Origin of the sequence: Pantoea ananatis LMG 2665 (assembly GCF_000710035.2) — a bacterium.
GTDB classification, from domain to species: domain Bacteria; phylum Pseudomonadota; class Gammaproteobacteria; order Enterobacterales; family Enterobacteriaceae; genus Pantoea; species Pantoea ananatis.
In genome coordinates this window covers 167957-183629 of sequence record NZ_JMJJ01000005.1, presented here as the reverse complement: position 1 = coordinate 183629, position 15673 = coordinate 167957, and the positions used below count along the sequence as shown (strand labels likewise).

14 protein-coding genes are annotated in these 15673 nt (G+C 54.6%); 8 read left to right on the top strand and 6 right to left on the bottom strand.

What is annotated here, in order from left to right:
- The first annotated feature begins 22 nt into the window (after positions 1 to 22).
- The 3 genes from znuA to lpxM all read left to right on the top strand — a co-directional run bounded on the left by znuA (position 23) and on the right by lpxM (position 3404).
- The gene (gene znuA / locus EL29_RS08795) at positions 23 to 970 is read left to right on the top strand and encodes a zinc ABC transporter substrate-binding protein ZnuA (protein ID WP_013026074.1); all 948 of its coding nucleotides are present in this window, start codon (positions 23 to 25) and stop codon (positions 968 to 970) included.
- 14 nt (positions 971 to 984) lie between these two features.
- Positions 985 to 2316, top strand: coding sequence for a murein DD-endopeptidase MepM (mepM, locus tag EL29_RS08790; protein ID WP_013026073.1), 1332 nt, complete (start codon positions 985 to 987; stop codon positions 2314 to 2316).
- 113 nt (positions 2317 to 2429) lie between these two features.
- Complete coding sequence (gene lpxM / locus EL29_RS08785) at positions 2430 to 3404, top strand: lauroyl-Kdo(2)-lipid IV(A) myristoyltransferase (protein ID WP_019105099.1); 975 nt, start codon at positions 2430 to 2432, stop codon at positions 3402 to 3404.
- A 29-nt stretch (positions 3405 to 3433) separates the two neighbouring features.
- Here the strand turns inward: lpxM and EL29_RS08780 are convergent, their stop codons facing one another.
- The 3 genes from EL29_RS08780 to EL29_RS08770 all read right to left on the bottom strand — a co-directional run bounded on the left by EL29_RS08780 (position 3434) and on the right by EL29_RS08770 (position 7352).
- Positions 3434 to 4666 (bottom strand): MFS transporter, encoded by a 1233-nt coding sequence (locus EL29_RS08780; RefSeq protein ID WP_014593881.1) that lies wholly within the window; start codon positions 4664 to 4666, stop codon positions 3434 to 3436.
- A gap of 85 nt (positions 4667 to 4751) precedes the next feature.
- A complete protein-coding gene (gene pyk, locus EL29_RS08775) occupies positions 4752 to 6194 on the bottom strand; it encodes a pyruvate kinase (RefSeq protein WP_013026070.1) in 1443 nt (480 codons plus the stop codon).
- Positions 6195 to 6488: 294 nt separating this feature from the next.
- A complete protein-coding gene (locus EL29_RS08770; RefSeq protein WP_014593880.1) occupies positions 6489 to 7352 on the bottom strand; it encodes a MurR/RpiR family transcriptional regulator in 864 nt (287 codons plus the stop codon).
- Positions 7353 to 7722: 370 nt separating this feature from the next.
- Here EL29_RS08770 and zwf point away from each other — a divergent pair, with 370 nt between their 5' ends.
- Together zwf and EL29_RS08760 are read left to right on the top strand one after the other, a co-directional pair.
- Complete coding sequence (zwf, locus tag EL29_RS08765) at positions 7723 to 9198, top strand: glucose-6-phosphate dehydrogenase (protein WP_013026068.1); 1476 nt, start codon at positions 7723 to 7725, stop codon at positions 9196 to 9198.
- Positions 9199 to 9384: 186 nt separating this feature from the next.
- The gene (locus EL29_RS08760; RefSeq protein WP_015700167.1) at positions 9385 to 10023 is read left to right on the top strand and encodes a bifunctional 4-hydroxy-2-oxoglutarate aldolase/2-dehydro-3-deoxy-phosphogluconate aldolase; all 639 of its coding nucleotides are present in this window, start codon (positions 9385 to 9387) and stop codon (positions 10021 to 10023) included.
- Between the two features lie 54 nt (positions 10024 to 10077).
- Here EL29_RS08760 and purT read toward each other — a convergent pair whose 3' ends face one another.
- Positions 10078 to 11256, bottom strand: coding sequence for a formate-dependent phosphoribosylglycinamide formyltransferase (gene purT, locus EL29_RS08755; protein WP_014593878.1), 1179 nt, complete (start codon positions 11254 to 11256; stop codon positions 10078 to 10080).
- 170 nt (positions 11257 to 11426) lie between these two features.
- On the opposite strand from purT, the gene EL29_RS08750 reads away from it, so the two are divergent.
- Positions 11427 to 12071, top strand: a complete 645-nt coding sequence (locus EL29_RS08750) for a tellurite resistance TerB family protein (RefSeq protein WP_015700169.1) — start codon at positions 11427 to 11429, stop codon at positions 12069 to 12071.
- 115 nt (positions 12072 to 12186) lie between these two features.
- Complete coding sequence (locus EL29_RS08745) at positions 12187 to 14259, top strand: prolyl oligopeptidase family serine peptidase (RefSeq protein ID WP_014605680.1); 2073 nt, start codon at positions 12187 to 12189, stop codon at positions 14257 to 14259.
- Here the strand turns inward: EL29_RS08745 and exoX are convergent.
- Both exoX and EL29_RS08735 read right to left on the bottom strand, forming a co-directional pair.
- Positions 14243 to 14914: an exodeoxyribonuclease X gene (gene exoX / locus EL29_RS08740; protein ID WP_015700171.1), complete on the bottom strand. Its 672-nt coding sequence runs from the start codon at positions 14912 to 14914 to the stop codon at positions 14243 to 14245. The genes EL29_RS08745 and exoX overlap by 17 nt on opposite strands.
- On the bottom strand, positions 14914 to 15144 hold the full coding sequence (locus EL29_RS08735) for a DNA polymerase III subunit theta (protein ID WP_019105100.1): 231 nt from the start codon (positions 15142 to 15144) through the stop codon (positions 14914 to 14916). Before EL29_RS08735 ends, exoX begins: the two co-directional genes overlap by 1 nt.
- Positions 15145 to 15294: 150 nt before the next feature.
- Here EL29_RS08735 and copC point away from each other — a divergent pair, with 150 nt between their 5' ends.
- Positions 15295 to 15669 (top strand): copper homeostasis periplasmic binding protein CopC, encoded by a 375-nt coding sequence (copC, locus tag EL29_RS08730; RefSeq protein WP_019105101.1) that lies wholly within the window; start codon positions 15295 to 15297, stop codon positions 15667 to 15669.
- Positions 15670 to 15673: the final 4 nt, after the last annotated feature.

Below are 15673 nucleotides of genomic sequence, written 5' to 3'. Positions count from 1 at the left end.
GATGACGAAGGAATGACGCATTATGTTACATAATAAAAAAGGGGGCTTTTTGACCCTGACGGCGATGGCTTTCGCCACCTCTGCTGCCTTGCCCGCTCACGCCGATATTGTGGCCTCCATTAAGCCCGTTGGGTTTATCGCCTCGGCCATTGCTGACGGCGTCACACCCGTGGAGGTTTTGCTGCCGGATGGCGCATCCGAACACGATTATGCCCTGCGCCCCTCTGATGTAAAACGCTTACAAAACGCGGACTTAGTTGTTTGGGTTGGCCCTGAAATGGAAGCCTTCATGACGAAATCTGCGGCGTCTCTGCCGGAAAAAAAGAATCTTGAGATCGTGCAAATTTCCGGCGTAAAACCCTTGCTACTGCGTGGAGGTGAAGACGATGATCATCACGACCATGATGACGCAGAGCACGATCATGATGAAGCGCATCATCACCATCATGGTGAGTTTAATATGCACTTGTGGATGTCACCAGAGATAGCGAAAAAAACCGCGGTTGCAATCCACGGAAAATTATTGGAACTTATGCCGCAGGATAAAGCCAAACTTGACGCCAACCTGCAGCATTTTGAGGCAGAATTAGCGGACACAGATAAGCGCATTATCTCACAGCTTGCCCCCGTTAAAGATAAAGGGTATTTCGTTTTTCACGACGCTTACACGTACTTTGAAAAACACTACGGTCTCTCGCCCACCGGGCATTTTACCGTTAACCCTGAGATTCAGCCGGGTGCACAGCGCTTACATCAAATTCGAACACAGTTGGTTGAGAAAAAGGCCGTTTGCGTCTTTGCTGAGCCACAATTCAGGCCGGCGGTCATCGATGCTGTTGCCCGTGGAACCCAGGTGCGCAAAGGCACGCTTGATCCGCTGGGTACAGACATCAGCTTAGGAAAAGACAGCTATGTGAAATTCCTCTCACAGCTGTCGAGCCAGTATGAGACCTGCCTGAAAGGAGCATAGAGGAATAGTTCAACGTGCAGCAGATAGCCCGCTCTGTCGCCCTCGCATTTAATAATTTGCCGCGCCCCCACCGCGTTATGCTGGGATCGTTAACCGTAGTGACTCTGGCCGTCGCCGTCTGGCGGCCTTACGTCTACCATCCCAGTAATGATGTGACGCCCATCGTCAAAACCATCGAACTGGACAAAAACGAATTTCGTACACTGCTTCCCGAAGCCAGTGAACCCATCGACCAAAGTACCCCAGAGCCGGATGAAGAACTCCCTGCAGATGATGTCGATCAGGACGTCGCCGACAGTGCCGGCACGCATGAATACACGGTTTCTTCTGGCGATACCCTGAGCAGTGCACTTAATCAGTACGGCATTGATATGGGGGACATTAACGCCCTGGTCTCCAGCGATCGCGATCTGCGGAATTTGCAGGTCGGGCAGCAGCTCAGCTGGACATTAAACGATGACGGCGCGCTGAACACCTTTAGCTGGGAAATTTCGCGTCGTGAAACCCGCACCTATACGCGCACGGATAGCGGCGGCTTCAAAATGCAGTCGCAGATGCAGCAGGGCGAATGGCGCAACAGCGTGATGCAGGGTGAGATACATGGCAGCTTTGCCGCCAGTGCCCGTCGGGCCGGTTTAACCAGTGGCGAAGCCAGCAGCGTGATCAAAGCGATGCAGTGGCAGATGGATTTCCGTAAGCTGCGGGCAGGCGATAAGTTTAGCGTGCTGATGTCGCGTGAAATGATGGACGGCAAGAGCGCACAAAGCCAGTTGCTGGGGGTGCGTTTGCGCAGTGGCGGTAAAGATTATTACGCCTTCCGTGCTGATGACGGCAAGTTCTATGACCGCAGCGGCGCAGGACTGGCGCGCGGCTTTATGCGCTTCCCCACCGTCAAACAGTATCGGGTGTCCTCTAACTTTAATCCCCGCCGCCTTAATCCTGTGACGGGTCGCATTGCGCCGCACAAAGGCGTTGATTTCGCCTTACCGATCGGTACGCCTGTGCTGGCGGTCGGTGATGGTGAGGTCGTGGTGGCGAAAAACGGCGGCGCCGCCGGAAACTATGTGGCTATCCGGCATGGTCGTCAGTACATGACGCGCTACATGCACCTGAAGAAAGTGTTGGTGAAGCCAGGTGAAAAAGTGAAGCGTGGCGACCGCATTGCGCTGTCAGGCAACACAGGCCGTTCTACTGGCCCGCACCTGCACTTTGAGATCTGGATTAATAACCAGGCGGTCAATCCCTTAACGGCTAAGCTACCGCGTATGGAAGGCCTGACCGGTAAAGAACGGACGCAGTACCTTACCCAGGTGAAAGGCTGGTTACCTCAGCTGGGGCTGAAGTAAGTTTTTCGCTAAAATCGACGGCATTGCCGTCGATTTTTTTATCTCTGGCGCAGGATGATTGCAAATTTACTCGTCGCCACTATCATTAGCCCGTCATTGATTGAGGCGAGTGCATGGAAACCCGTAAAAAAAATAACAGCGAATTTATTCCCGTTTTTGAACGATCTTTTTTAAAGCCTAAATACTGGGGCAGCTGGTTGGGTATTGGTGCACTGGCAGGCATCGCCCTGATGCCTGCCACCGTGCGCGATCCGCTTCTGGGGCGGCTGGGCAAAATGGCCGGAAAGCTGGCGAAAGGCGCGCGTCGTCGTGCGCTGATTAATCTCTATTATTGCCTGCCTGAATTAAGCGAATCTCAACGCGATGCGATCGTTGATCAGATGTTTGCCACTGCGCCACAGGCGATGGCCATGATGGCTGAGTTAGGGATGCGCGATCCGGCACAAATTCGTCAGCGCGTTGAGTGGCACGGTCGGGAAATTATTGACCAGTTGCAGGCCGACAAGCAGAACGTTATTTTTCTGGTACCGCATGGCTGGGCTGTCGATATTCCTGCTATGCTGCTGGCCTCAGAGGGCCAAAAGATGGCAGCCATGTTCCACAATCAGAGCGATCCGCTGGTGGACTATGTCTGGAACCGTGTCCGTCGCCGCTTTGGTGGCCGTATGCATGCGCGCAATGATGGCATCAAGCCGTTTATCAGTTCGGTTCGTCAGGGCTACTGGGGCTATTATCTGCCTGACCAGGATCACGGTCCGGAGCACAGCGAGTTTGTCGATTTCTTTGCGACCTATAAAGCCACTTTGCCCGCGGTGGGGCGACTAATGAAAGTCTGCCGTGCCCGCGTTGTACCACTGTTTCCGGTCTATAACGGTGAAAGTCACAAACTGGAAATTTATGTTCGCCCCCCGATGGACGACTTACTTGACGCGGATGACCGCCAACTGGCGCGCAGGATGAATGAGGAGGTGGAGGTGTTTGTGCGTCCGCATCCGGAACAATATACCTGGATACTCAAGCTGCTGAAAACTCGCAAAGAAGGTGATATCGAACCCTACTCGCGCGACGAGCTTTATCCACGTAAATAATCATCAGGCCGCATTGCGGCCTGAAAGCTTCAGAGAGGCGTTACTTTGGCGTGACGTTTACGTTCACGCAGGAACATCAGCACCAGCCCAAACCACATCACGCCGCTGATAAAGTTGATTAGGCTAAACCAGATGACCCCACCGTTGAAATAGAAGTGCTTCGCTAACTCAATGCCGATAGCCAGGGTCAGAATACTGACCATGCCCAGCATGGCCGCCACGCTGCCTTTTCCTTCATCACTGGCATACAGTGTCAGACGATAAAGTCCTGCATTGACCATGCCGCCGCCAAAGGCATACAAACTTAGTCCCGCCGTGATAAAGAGATAGCTGTGCGCGTCAATCAGGGTAGCTGACAGGGCAAGGCTCAGGCCCAGCAGTATCGGCCATGCCGCAAACTTTACTGGCTGCTCTATCGGCATGCGGCCTACCACCTTACTCAGCGTCACATTGCCCGCAATCATCGCCAGAAAAACCGGAAGCTGGAGCAGGGCATACTGCATGCGGGAAAGGCCCTCATCGCGCATTAAAATCACGGGTGACAAGGCAACCCAGGTCAGAATGGGAATGAATACCAGCCCGATAGCAAAGGAGCCATACATCACCTGACGATCTTTCAAAAGACGGCCGTAATTACGTGCGAGCACGGGCAGCGCAACAGACTGAGTGCGATCGCCTGCGGTTTCAGGCATCACCCGCCATAAAACGAGAAAAGCCACGGCGCTGCAGGCGGCAAATAGCCAAAACATACTGCGCCAGCTGCCTACGGTTAGCCAGGCTGCACCCGCCAGCGGTCCGGCGAGCGGGGCGAGCAGGGCCACATTCGCCATGAGCGCCATAATCCGCACCGCTAAGGCTTCTTCAAACGCTTCCTGAATGGCGGCATAGCCCACCGCGCCGATGAAGCACAGACTGATGCCCTGCACAAAACGCAGGCTGACAAACTGCTGAATATCACTTACCCAGGTTGTGAGAATGCAGGCGGACGCAAAAAAGAGAATGCCGAATAGCAACACGGGCCTGCGGCCATATTTATCCGACAGCGGGCCGAGTAACCACTGGAGCACGACGCCGCCCAGTAAGTAGGCCGTCAGAGAGGTTGATACCCATTCTGCGCCAACGTTGAATTCGGCGGTGACCAGTAACATGCCGGGTTGGATCATGTCGTGCGCAATATAGGTTGCAAACTCGTAGAGCACCATAGCCAGTGGGAACAGCATTATGCGCCCCGTAAGCTGGCTGATGGGTTGGTAACGGGCCATCTGGCCTCCTTGTGAAAAAACAAAAACGCGACTGCAGGGCAGTCGCGTTTCCAATGGTAATACAGGTGATGAGAAAAAGGCGGAATTAATCGACGCGCAGCACACGACCTGTGTTGGTTGTTCCGGTTGCGCCCATCACGTCACCCTGGGTGACCACGACAAGGTCACCCGACAGCAGAAAGCCTTTATCACGCAGCAGATTAACCGCGTCGTGCGCGTTTGCTACGCCCTCATTATTGCTGTCGAAGAATACCGGCGTCACGCCACGGAACAGCGCCGTGATGTTCAGCGTGCGCTCGTGGCGCGACATGGCGAAAATCGGCAGGCCAGAGGTGATGCGCGAGGTCATCAACGGCGTACGGCCTGATTCCGTCATCGTAATAATGGCGGTCACGCCCTGCAGATGGTTGGCCGTGTACATGGCTGACATCGCGATGGCTTCTTCGATGTTGTCAAACTGCACGTCAAGGCGGTGTTTAGAGACGTTCACGCTGGGGATTTTTTCTGCACCCAGACACACTTTTGCCATCGCCGCGACCGTTTCAGCCGGGTACTGGCCTGCGGCGGTTTCAGCAGAGAGCATCACGGCATCGGTGCCGTCCAGCACGGCGTTGGCAACGTCCATGACTTCAGCGCGGGTGGGCATTGGATTGGTAATCATGGATTCCATCATCTGGGTTGCCGTGATGATGGTACGGTTAAGCTGACGGGCGCGGCGGATAAGCGCCTTCTGAATACCCACCAGTTCCGGATCGCCGATTTCAACGCCAAGATCGCCACGGGCCACCATGACCACGTCTGAGGCCAGAATGATGTCGTCCATCGCCTCCTGCGAGGCAACGGCTTCAGCACGTTCTACCTTCGCCACCATCAGCGCATCACAGCCTGCGTCGCGCGCCAGACGGCGCGCATAGTGCATGTCTTCACCACAGCGCGGGAAAGAAACGGCCAGGTAATCCACATTGATTTTGGCTGCGGTGATGATGTCTGCTTTGTCTTTTTCGGTCAGGGCTTCGGCTGATAACCCGCCGCCCAGTTTGTTGATCCCTTTATTGTTGGAGAGCGGGCCGCCGACCGTAACTTCAGTAAAGACTTTTACGCCCTGAACTTCCAGCACCTTTAACTGTACGCGACCATCATCCAGCAACAGAATATCGCCAGGCACCACGTCTTCAGGCAGACCTTTATAGTCGATGCCCACGCGCTCTTTGTCGCCTTCGCCTTTACCCATCGCCGCGTCCAGCAGGAAACGATCGCCGACGTTCAGAAACACTTTGCCTTCTTTGAAGGTCGAGACACGGATCTTAGGGCCTTGCAAATCGCCCAGAATGGCAACATGACGTCCCAGTTTTGCGGCAATCTGACGGACTTTATCAGCACGCAACTGATGATCTTCAGCCGTGCCGTGAGAAAAGTTAAGACGCACGACGTTGGCGCCAGCTGCAATGATTTTTTCGAGGTTGTTGTCGCGGTCAGTGGCTGGGCCGAGGGTAGTTACGATCTTGGTTCTTCTTAAACGTCGAGACATAGGGATTCCTTTGGAGTTTGGAACTGAGCTGAATCGTTACATTTTAAGGTGTTAGCCCATCAGGTACTGCTTACCACACAGAGGTATTATTATACATTCGAGTGTGTCAGAACTGTGGCACTGCGCCATAACCCTGTCGAGAAAGGGCGATTTTGTTAGATACAATACTGAGACTCATCAAGGAAGTCATCCCCCTCACGGCATTAGCGAAAGCTTAATTGACCAGGCGCATATGATGTCACTTTTCCGATCGCTTTTACGCGGTATCGGGAAAATGAACCCAGGGCACAGAGATCAGACGCTATCGTTATCGGCAATGGCGGGTTTGTCGTAACGAGATGACTTTAGCGCCTCTTTTACCCGCTTCAGGTTCTGCCTGAAAGCGGGCCCCCGTTCCAGGGTAAAACCGGTCGCCAGCAGGTCGATCACGGTGAGTTGAGCCAGCCTGGACACCATCGGCAGATAGATATCGGTATCCTCGGGCACATCGACGAGCAGCGCCAGCGAGGCTTCATGGGCAAGTGGCGATCCGGCTGAGGTAATGGCGATAACGGTCGAGCCGTTGGCCTTTGCCATCTGCGCTAGCTCAACCATGTTGCGGGTACGGCCGGTATGAGAGATCAAAACAAACACCTCTTTGTCGCGGCTGTTGATACAGCTCATTCGCTGCATCACCACATCATCTGACCAGATAACCGGCAGGTTGAAGCGTAAAAACTTGTTGAAGGCGTCGTGTGCCACCACAGCGGAGGCACCTAAACCAAAAAAAGTGATTTTATCGGTATGCGTCAGATGGCTCACGGCCTGCTGCAGCGCGGCAAGATCGAGATGCTCCCGCACCCGCTGAAGCCCGGCCAGGGCAGAATCGAATATTTTCTCACTGTAACGCTCAACGCTGTCATCTTCCTGCACGTCCCGACTGAGCCAGTTAGGGGACTTGACCAGCGCCTGAGCAAGTTGAAGCTTGAAGTCGGGAAAACCCGCCGTGCCAAGATGGCGGCAAAACCGGTTGACGGTGGGCTCACTCACTTCCGCCGCCCGTGCCAGCGTAGCAATACTGGAATGTATCGCCTGCTCCGGAGAAGCAAGGATATGTTGTGCCACTTTACGCTCTGACTTACTGAGCGCACTCATCTGCACCCGAATTTTATCCAACATAGTCCTGACCTGATAAGCGTGGAATATCTGTTAATATGAATAATTACTGTTGTTACAGGAAATTAACGGAGAATATACCCCGCCTGACCGAGGTGGGCGCAAGGTCTGATAAGTCTGCGGCCCTTTTTTTTGCGATAATCAGGCCCGTACTGGATTTTAGCCAGACAATATTTGACACAGAAAAATAACTGAAAGCGCACGTGTCAACATACCCCAGACGCTAATTGGGTGCAGAGTTAGCGTCGTGACGCCGCAGGCTGGTTTACCTGGCCTGGGGAAAAAAGTACATTGTGCTGAAAGAAAATGACAACTTGGACCCGGTGCTCAGGACGCAACGCCACCGGGACAATCCTGCAACGAGGAGAGGAAAATGGCGGTAACACAAATAGCCCAGGCATGCGATCTGGTAATTTTCGGCGCCAAAGGCGATCTCGCCCGTCGTAAACTGTTGCCCTCGCTGTATCAGTTAGAGAAAGCGGGCCAGATTCATGAAGAAACCCGCATCATCGGCGTGGGCCGTGCCGAGTGGGATAAAGCCGAATACACCAAAGTGGTGCGTGAGGCGTTAGAAACCTTCATGAAGGAAAAGATCGATGAAGCACTCTGGGACAAGCTCAGCAACCGTCTCGATTTCTGTAACCTTGATGTAAACGATACGTCGCACTTCCCACGCCTGGGTAAGATGCTGGACCAGAAAAGCCGTACCACCATTAACTATTTTGCCATGCCGCCCAGCACCTTCGGTGCGATCTGTCAGGGACTGGGCACGGCAAAGCTGAACGCTAAACCCGCGCGTGTTGTCATGGAAAAACCGCTCGGTACCTCGCTGGAAACCTCAAAAGAAATTAACGACAGCGTGGGTGAGTACTTTGATGAGAGTCAGGTTTTCCGTATTGACCACTATCTGGGCAAAGAAACGGTTCTTAACCTGTTAGCGCTGCGCTTTGCTAATGCCATTTTTGTTAATAACTGGGATAACCGCACGATCGATCACGTGCAGATTACCGTGGCGGAAGAAGTGGGTATTGAAGGACGCTGGGGCTACTTTGATAAAGCGGGCCAGATGCGCGATATGATTCAGAACCATCTGTTACAGGTTCTGACGATGATCGCCATGTCACCGCCTTCCGATCTCAGCGCCGACAGTATTCGTGATGAAAAAGTGAAAGTGCTGCGCTCGCTGCGTCCTATCGATCAAACCAACGTCCGCGAAAAAACGGTACGTGGTCAGTACACCTCTGGCTTCGTTCAGGGCAAGAAAGTGCCAGGCTATCTGGAAGAAGAGGGTGCCAATAAGACCAGCGCCACCGAAACCTTTGTGGCTATTCGCGTGGACATCGATAACTGGCGTTGGGCAGGCGTGCCGTTCTACCTGCGTACCGGTAAACGTCTTCCGACCAAATGCTCAGAAGTCGTGGTGTATTTCAAAAACCCGGAGATGAACCTGTTTAAGGATTCCTACTCCCAGTTGCCGCAGAACAAACTCACTATTCGCCTGCAGCCTGATGAAGGCGTGGATATTGAGATCCTGAACAAAGTGCCGGGTCTTGATCATAAACACAAACTGCAAACCACCAAGCTGGATCTGAGCTACTCAGAAACCTTCAATCAGTCTCATCTGGCCGATGCTTATGAGCGCTTATTGCTGGAATCCATGCGCGGTATTCAGGCGCTGTTTGTGCGTCGCGATGAAGTGGAAGCGGCATGGACCTATGTGGATTCCATCATCGATGCCTGGGCAGCCGACGGCGACTCATCCAAGCCTTATCAGGCGGGAACATGGGGGCCGGTGGCCTCTGTGGCAATGATTACGCGTGATGGCCGCTCCTGGAACGAATTTGAATAACCACCCAGCCCGCCGCGAGCGGGCTTTTTTTTGCACCAACTCTCAAAAATGAACTGCCGTTTTAAAAATCCTTCCCGGTCATAGACGGGCAAACGGCGGATCCTGTATGGTAGTAGCGCTGTTAACCGGGCTGGCCTGGCGATGTCCTCGCCGTGCTGCTCCCAATGTTATCCATCAGGGGACGTGATGAAAAACTGGAAAACGAGTGCCGAACAGATTCTGAAAACCGGACCGGTCGTACCGGTGATTGTGGTTAACAAGCTGGAACATGCCGTTCCCATGGCTCAGGCCCTGGTCGCCGGTGGCGTCAAGGTACTTGAGGTCACGTTGCGCACCCCTGTGGCGATGGATGCCCTGCGCGCCATCATTAAAAACGTACCTGACGCCATTGTGGGAGCCGGCACCGTGCTTAACACCCAACAGCTGCAGGAAGTCACGCAGGCGGGTGCCCAGTTCGTCATTAGCCCGGGGATTACCGAGTCTCTGCTTAAGGCCGCCGTTGAAGGCCCGATTCCGCTGATTCCCGGCATTAGCACCGTGTCAGAATTGATGACCGGCATGGACTATGGTTTGCGGGAATTCAAGTTTTTCCCTGCGGAAGCGAACGGTGGAGTAAAAGCGTTGCAGGCCATCGGCGGGCCTTTCCCTCAGGTACGCTTCTGCCCGACGGGCGGTATCTCACCGACAAATTACCGCGACTATCTGGCTCTCAAAAGCGTGCTCTGTATCGGCGGTTCCTGGCTGGTGCCAAACGATGCACTGGAAGCGGGCGACTGGCAGCGAATCACGCAACTGGCGCGCGACGCTGTCGCTGGCGCGGAGTAATCTCCGGCGGGAAGTCAAACGCGAGCGGTGAGTCACTGACTCACCGCAATGGCACTATCCCTGAACGCTGACAGCCGCCGCGCTGGCAACGGCACGCGCAACGGCTTCTTCAGTTGTATCCGCACTGGCCAGGGCAACACCTAAACGGCGCTGACCGTCGATTTCAGGTTTGCCAAACAGGCGCAGCTGCAAACCTGAACCCAATGCCGCCTCCACATTGACGAACTGCACGTTCTGACTGGTCAACTGCGGCAGGATAACAGCTGACGCGGAAGGACCATACTGGCGAACGGCGCCAATCGGCAGGCCAAGGAACGCACGCACATGAAGCGCGAATTCAGACAGATCTTGTGAAATCAGCGTCACCATACCGGTATCGTGCGGGCGAGGGGAGACTTCGCTGAACACCACTTCGTCGCCGCAGACAAACAGCTCTACGCCAAACAGCCCATAGCCACCCAGCGCTTTCACCACGGTTTCCGCAATGTGCTGCGCACGCTGCAGCGCCAGCTCACTCATTTGCTGAGGTTGCCATGATTCACGGTAATCCCCGTCTTCCTGGCGATGACCAATGGGGGCACAGAAATGAATGCCGTCAACGGCACTGATCGTTAACAGGGTGATTTCAAAATCAAACTTCACCACGCCTTCCACGATAACGCGCCCGGCACCCGCACGGCCGCCCTGCTGCGCATAGTCCCAGGCTTTTTCCAGCTGGCTGGCATCCCGGATAAAGCTCTGACCTTTACCTGAAGAGCTCATCACTGGCTTCACGATGCACGGAAAACCAATTTCGGCGGCGGCAGACACGAAATTATCTTTGCTGTCGGCAAAACGGTAGTGGGAAGTGGGAAGCGCGAGCTCTTCTGCTGCCAGACGGCGAATGCCCTCTCGGTTCATGGTCAGGCGCGCCGCGCGGGCGGTCGGCACAACGTGCTGGCCTTGCTGTTCCAGCTCCAGGAGTTTTTCAGTCGCAATAGCTTCAATTTCGGGTACGACGAAGTGAGGCTTTTCCTGCGCAATCACCGCGGCCAGCGCGTCACCATCCAGCATATTAATCACGTGGCTGCGATGAGCAACATGCATGGCAGGTGCATCAGCGTAGCGGTCAACGGCAATCACTTCCACACCCAGGCGCTGACATTCCAGCGCAACTTCTTTCCCCAGCTCACCGGAGCCCAACAGCATTACGCGCGTTGCACCAGGGCGCAGCGCAGTTCCAAGAGTCGTCATAAATTCCCCTAAAATCGAAGCAGTCAAAATGCGCGCGCAGTATATACGAAAACGTTTGCGTTCTCACCCTTCAGCTTGTTTGCCTGGGTTTGCGCTACTTTTCCTGCTCTGACGTTTCCTGACATCTTTTTGGTAATGATGTTGTTTCTGAATGGTAAAGGGAGATGATGATGAATAACTGGCTGCAACAGATTCAATCGGTACTGGCTAAAAAAAGCAGCGAGGGTAAATCCAGCGGAGGATTAAGCGATATGCTGGCGCCGGGGGCTTTAGGCGGGCTGGCAGCCATGCTGGTGGCCAGTAAGTCATCCCGAAAGTTGTTAACGAAATATGGCGGTCAGGCTTTGATTATCGGCGGCGGGGCCGCGGCGGGTGCCGTGCTGTGGAACAAATATAAGCAGCGGGTACGCGAAACGCATCAAAACGATCCCGGCTTTGGTGAGTTGCAAACGCCAGTGGATCAGCGGGCGGAGCGGCTGGTGACCGCGCTGGTTTTTGCTGCTAAAAGCGATGGCCATATTGACGATCGGGAACGCGCGGCGATTGAGCATAATATTCACGAGGCTGGCTATGGTCAGGATGCCGAAAAACTCATCCAGCAGGCCATGCAGCGACCGCTGGACCCCGAGTGGCTCGCGGCGGACGTCAAAAATGAAGAAGAGGCGCTTGAACTCTATTTTCTGAGCTGCGCCGCCATTGATGTGGACCACTTCATGGAGCGCAGCTATCTTTCCGCCCTGGGCGATGCGCTAAAAATCCCGCAGGATGTGCGTGACGGCATTCAGCAGGATATCCTGCAGCAGAAAGCGGGCTAACCGCACAGGGCCAGCGATATGGCCCTGCACAACCTCACATTACCTTCACTTTACTTGGCATCTCTTTACATTAGTGCCACGCTTAGTGTTCATTACATTCAGCGGGACGGATGACATGAAAGCACCGAGCGCAAAAAAAATCCCTTACGAATTATCGCTGCATGGCGAAACGCGCATCGACAATTATTACTGGCTACGTGACGACAGGCGTGAAAACAGCGAGGTGCTGGACTATTTACGCGCTGAGAACAATTACGGCCAGAAAATCATGGGCTCACAACAGCCCTTACAGAATCGCATTCTGCATGAGATTATCGATCGCCTGCCGCCGCAGGACCACTCAGTACCCTATGTGAAAAATGGTTATCGCTATCAAAGCCGGTATGAAAGCGGCAATGAATATGCCGCCTATTACCGACAGCCCGCTGACAGCGATGAGAGCGACCCGTGGACACTGCTGCTGGATGCGAATCAGCGCGCATCACACAGTGATTTTTATACTATGGGCGCACTGCACATCAGCCCGGATAACCGGGTGCTGGCAGTGGCAGAGGACTTCCTTTCCCGGCGGCAGTACGGCATTCGTTTTCGCAATCTGGACAGTGGGAGTTGGTATCCGGAAGTGCTTAACGATGCCTCGTCCAGCTTTGCGTGGGCGAATGATTCACGCACCCTCTATTACGTTCGTAAACATCCGCAAACCCTGTTGCCTTATCAGCTATGGCGGCATGAGTTGGGTACGCCCCAGCACGACGATCGGCTCGTGTACGAAGAAAAAGACGATACCTATCACCTCAGCATTCATAAAACCACGTCGAAACAGTTCATCCTGATCGTGCTATACAGCACCAGCAGCAGCGAGATTCAGCTGATCGATGCGGATTTCCCGGACGCCCTTCCGCAGGTTTTTTTGCCCCGGCGGCGCGATCATGAATACAGTCTTGATCATTATGATCACACGTTCTTCATCCGCTCGAATCGCGAGGGTAAAAATTTCGGACTCTACCGTAGCCATTATCTGGATGAAGCGCGCTGGCAAACCGTGATCCCCGCGCGCGACCATATCGTAATGGAGGATTTCCAGCTTTTTCGTGACTGGCTGGTGGTAGAGGAGCGCCAGCGTGGGCTGACCAGCCTGCGGCAAATCAACTGGGAGACGGGAGAAACCAGCGGCATTGCGTTTGACGATCCCACTTACGTTACCTGGCTGGCTTACAATCCTACGCCGCGCACCAGTAAGCTGCGCTATGGCTATTCGTCCATGACCACGCCCGCCACGCTGTTTGAACTGGATATGGATACGGGGGAACGTCGCATCTTAAAACAAAGTGCGGTCAAAGACTTCAATCCGGATGAGTACAAAAGCGAGCACCATTGGATCACCGTTTCTGACGGCACAGAAGTGCCGGTCTCGCTGGTGTACCACCGCACCCATTTTCAGAAAGGGCAGAACCCCATGCTGGTGTATGGCTATGGCGCCTATGGCAGTAGCATGGACGCTGACTTTAGCGTCAGTCGGCTCAGCCTGCTGGACCGCGGGTTCATCTATGCGCTGGTGCATGTGCGAGGCGGCGGGGAGATGGGGCAGCAGTGGTATGACGGTGGCCGCCTGCTCAATAAGATGAACAGCTTCACCGATTTTATCGACGTGACAAACGGGCTCGTGGCGCGTGGATTCGGGCACCCGGACCGGCTCTATGCGATGGGAGGAAGTGCAGGGGGATTGCTGATGGGCGCAGTCATGAATCTGGCGCCCACGCGCTATCACGGTGTGGTTGCGCAGGTGCCTTTTGTTGATGTGCTCACCACGATGCTTGATGAGTCTATTCCACTGACGACCGGGGAATATGACGAGTGGGGTAATCCGAATGACGCGGAGTACTATCGCTATATCCGGCAATACAGCCCATATGACAACGTTGCGGCGAAAACCTGCCCCCACCTGCTGGTGACAACCGGCCTGCATGATTCACAGGTACAATACTGGGAACCGGCAAAATGGGTGGCTAAGCTGCGTGAATATAAAACCGATGATAACCTGCTGCTGCTCTGCACCGATATGGACTCGGGGCATGGCGGTAAGTCTGGGCGCTACAAGGCCTATGAAGGCGTTGCCCTGGAGCTCACCTTCATCATCGCCCTTGCTCAGGGCAGTTTGCCTCCGGCCGCGCTTACGGAAGCTGACTAAGACACTTGCGCAGCGCCTGCCGTAACGGTGGGCGCAAATCTTTCACGTTATCCAGCATCCATTTCAGGTAACCCGGATCTTTTCGGGCCACCACGGCCAGCGCCTGACCACGATATTTACCAAACGGCAGCACATCATCACGCTGCGCGGCAGGCTGCGAGCGCAGACTCATTTCGTCCGCACGCCAGCCGGACAGTTCCATAATTCGAATGAGCAGCGCGGCCGTCACGTAGCAGTCGTACAGCGCCCGGTGAGCATGCAAATCCGCTGGCGGCGTCACATCCAGCTTGAGGCTGTGCCGGAGCGCCTGATTACCGTATTTAATGCCGGGCCATAGCTGACGAGCCAGCGTCATGGTACAGATCCACTCGCCGTGCATTTCCGGCAACATCCGGCGGTCAAAGCTGGCGTTGTGGGCCACGTAAAAGGGACTGCCGTGGTAGCGCAGGATGGCCTCTTCAATGGGCGGTTTGCCCATCACCATGGCTTCAGTAATGCGGTGCACGGCCATGGCCTGACGACTGATGGGGCGATCGGGTGAGACAAGATCGCTCATTGGATTGACGATTTGGCCGTCGATCACATCTACCGATGCAACCTCAACCACGCCGCCCTGCAGTCCGCAGGTTTCCGTATCGATAACGCGTAGCATCATTATTTCTGTTTAGGCTCGTAGGGCAGGCGTGACAGGTTGAGAGAGGCCTGGCGGTAATGCATTAAACGCTGACGAAACCAGTCCCGCAGGGCTTCAGGTTGTTCGTTGGCGACCATTTCTGCCACGACAGGCATGTTGTAGCGCTCTTTAAAAGCAACGCCTGCTGCAGCCAGATCGACATTGACTTTGTCTTTCTCTTCCTGCGACAGCAAGGCAAGGTTGTGACTCATGATATTCTCCCGATAAGCGTGACCAAAAGTAATGTTTTCCTCCTCCTGGCGCAAGGGACAGGATAGCATTGCTGGCCTCGACAGTTAAATTTCAGCGGCGTATTCTTGCGCCACGTTCGTGGCCTTTGCCGCCGTTAACAGGATGAAGAGATGAAAAAAACCGCGATTTCACGTGGGGTGCTGGCTCTGATCGCCACCGGCACAATGGTGTTTAGTCAGCTTGCACTGGCGCACGCCCATTTAGCGTCGTCGGTGCCGGCAGCCAACGCGGCGGTAACGCCTACGCCGCAACACATTACGCTGAGCTTCACCGAAGACGTTGAAGCCGCATTCAGTGGCGTTGACGTCATGAATGCACAGCATAAAGCCGTGGGTGAAAAGGCCCGGCTGGATGGCAAGCAGCACGACCGCCTGCGGGTTGATTTTGCCCAGCCGCTGGCGCAGGGCGCTTATCAGGTAAACTGGCACGTGCTGTCCGTTGACGGGCACAAAACGCACGGAAGCTATATCTTCACCGTGAAATAAAACC

What these genes read in the sequence shown, in the direction of transcription:
- pyk (WP_013026070.1), bottom strand. Translation starts at nt 6,194, where the DNA reads ATGTCTCGACGTTTAAGAAGAACCAAGATCGTAACTACCCTCGGCCCA.
- exoX (WP_015700171.1), bottom strand. Translation starts at nt 14,914, where the DNA reads ATGATGCTACGCGTTATCGATACGGAAACCTGCGGACTGCAGGGCGGC.
- EL29_RS08780 (WP_014593881.1), bottom strand. Translation starts at nt 4,666, where the DNA reads ATGGCCCGTTACCAACCCATCAGCCAGCTTACGGGGCGCATAATGCTG.
- EL29_RS08745 (WP_014605680.1), top strand. Translation starts at nt 12,187, where the DNA reads ATGAAAGCACCGAGCGCAAAAAAAATCCCTTACGAATTATCGCTGCAT.
- purT (WP_014593878.1), bottom strand. Translation starts at nt 11,256, where the DNA reads ATGACGACTCTTGGAACTGCGCTGCGCCCTGGTGCAACGCGCGTAATG.
- EL29_RS08760 (WP_015700167.1), top strand. Translation starts at nt 9,385, where the DNA reads ATGAAAAACTGGAAAACGAGTGCCGAACAGATTCTGAAAACCGGACCG.
- znuA (WP_013026074.1), top strand. Translation starts at nt 23, where the DNA reads ATGTTACATAATAAAAAAGGGGGCTTTTTGACCCTGACGGCGATGGCT.
- lpxM (WP_019105099.1), top strand. Translation starts at nt 2,430, where the DNA reads ATGGAAACCCGTAAAAAAAATAACAGCGAATTTATTCCCGTTTTTGAA.
- copC (WP_019105101.1), top strand. Translation starts at nt 15,295, where the DNA reads ATGAAAAAAACCGCGATTTCACGTGGGGTGCTGGCTCTGATCGCCACC.
- EL29_RS08750 (WP_015700169.1), top strand. Translation starts at nt 11,427, where the DNA reads ATGAATAACTGGCTGCAACAGATTCAATCGGTACTGGCTAAAAAAAGC.
- EL29_RS08770 (WP_014593880.1), bottom strand. Translation starts at nt 7,352, where the DNA reads ATGTTGGATAAAATTCGGGTGCAGATGAGTGCGCTCAGTAAGTCAGAG.
- EL29_RS08735 (WP_019105100.1), bottom strand. Translation starts at nt 15,144, where the DNA reads ATGAGTCACAACCTTGCCTTGCTGTCGCAGGAAGAGAAAGACAAAGTC.
- zwf (WP_013026068.1), top strand. Translation starts at nt 7,723, where the DNA reads ATGGCGGTAACACAAATAGCCCAGGCATGCGATCTGGTAATTTTCGGC.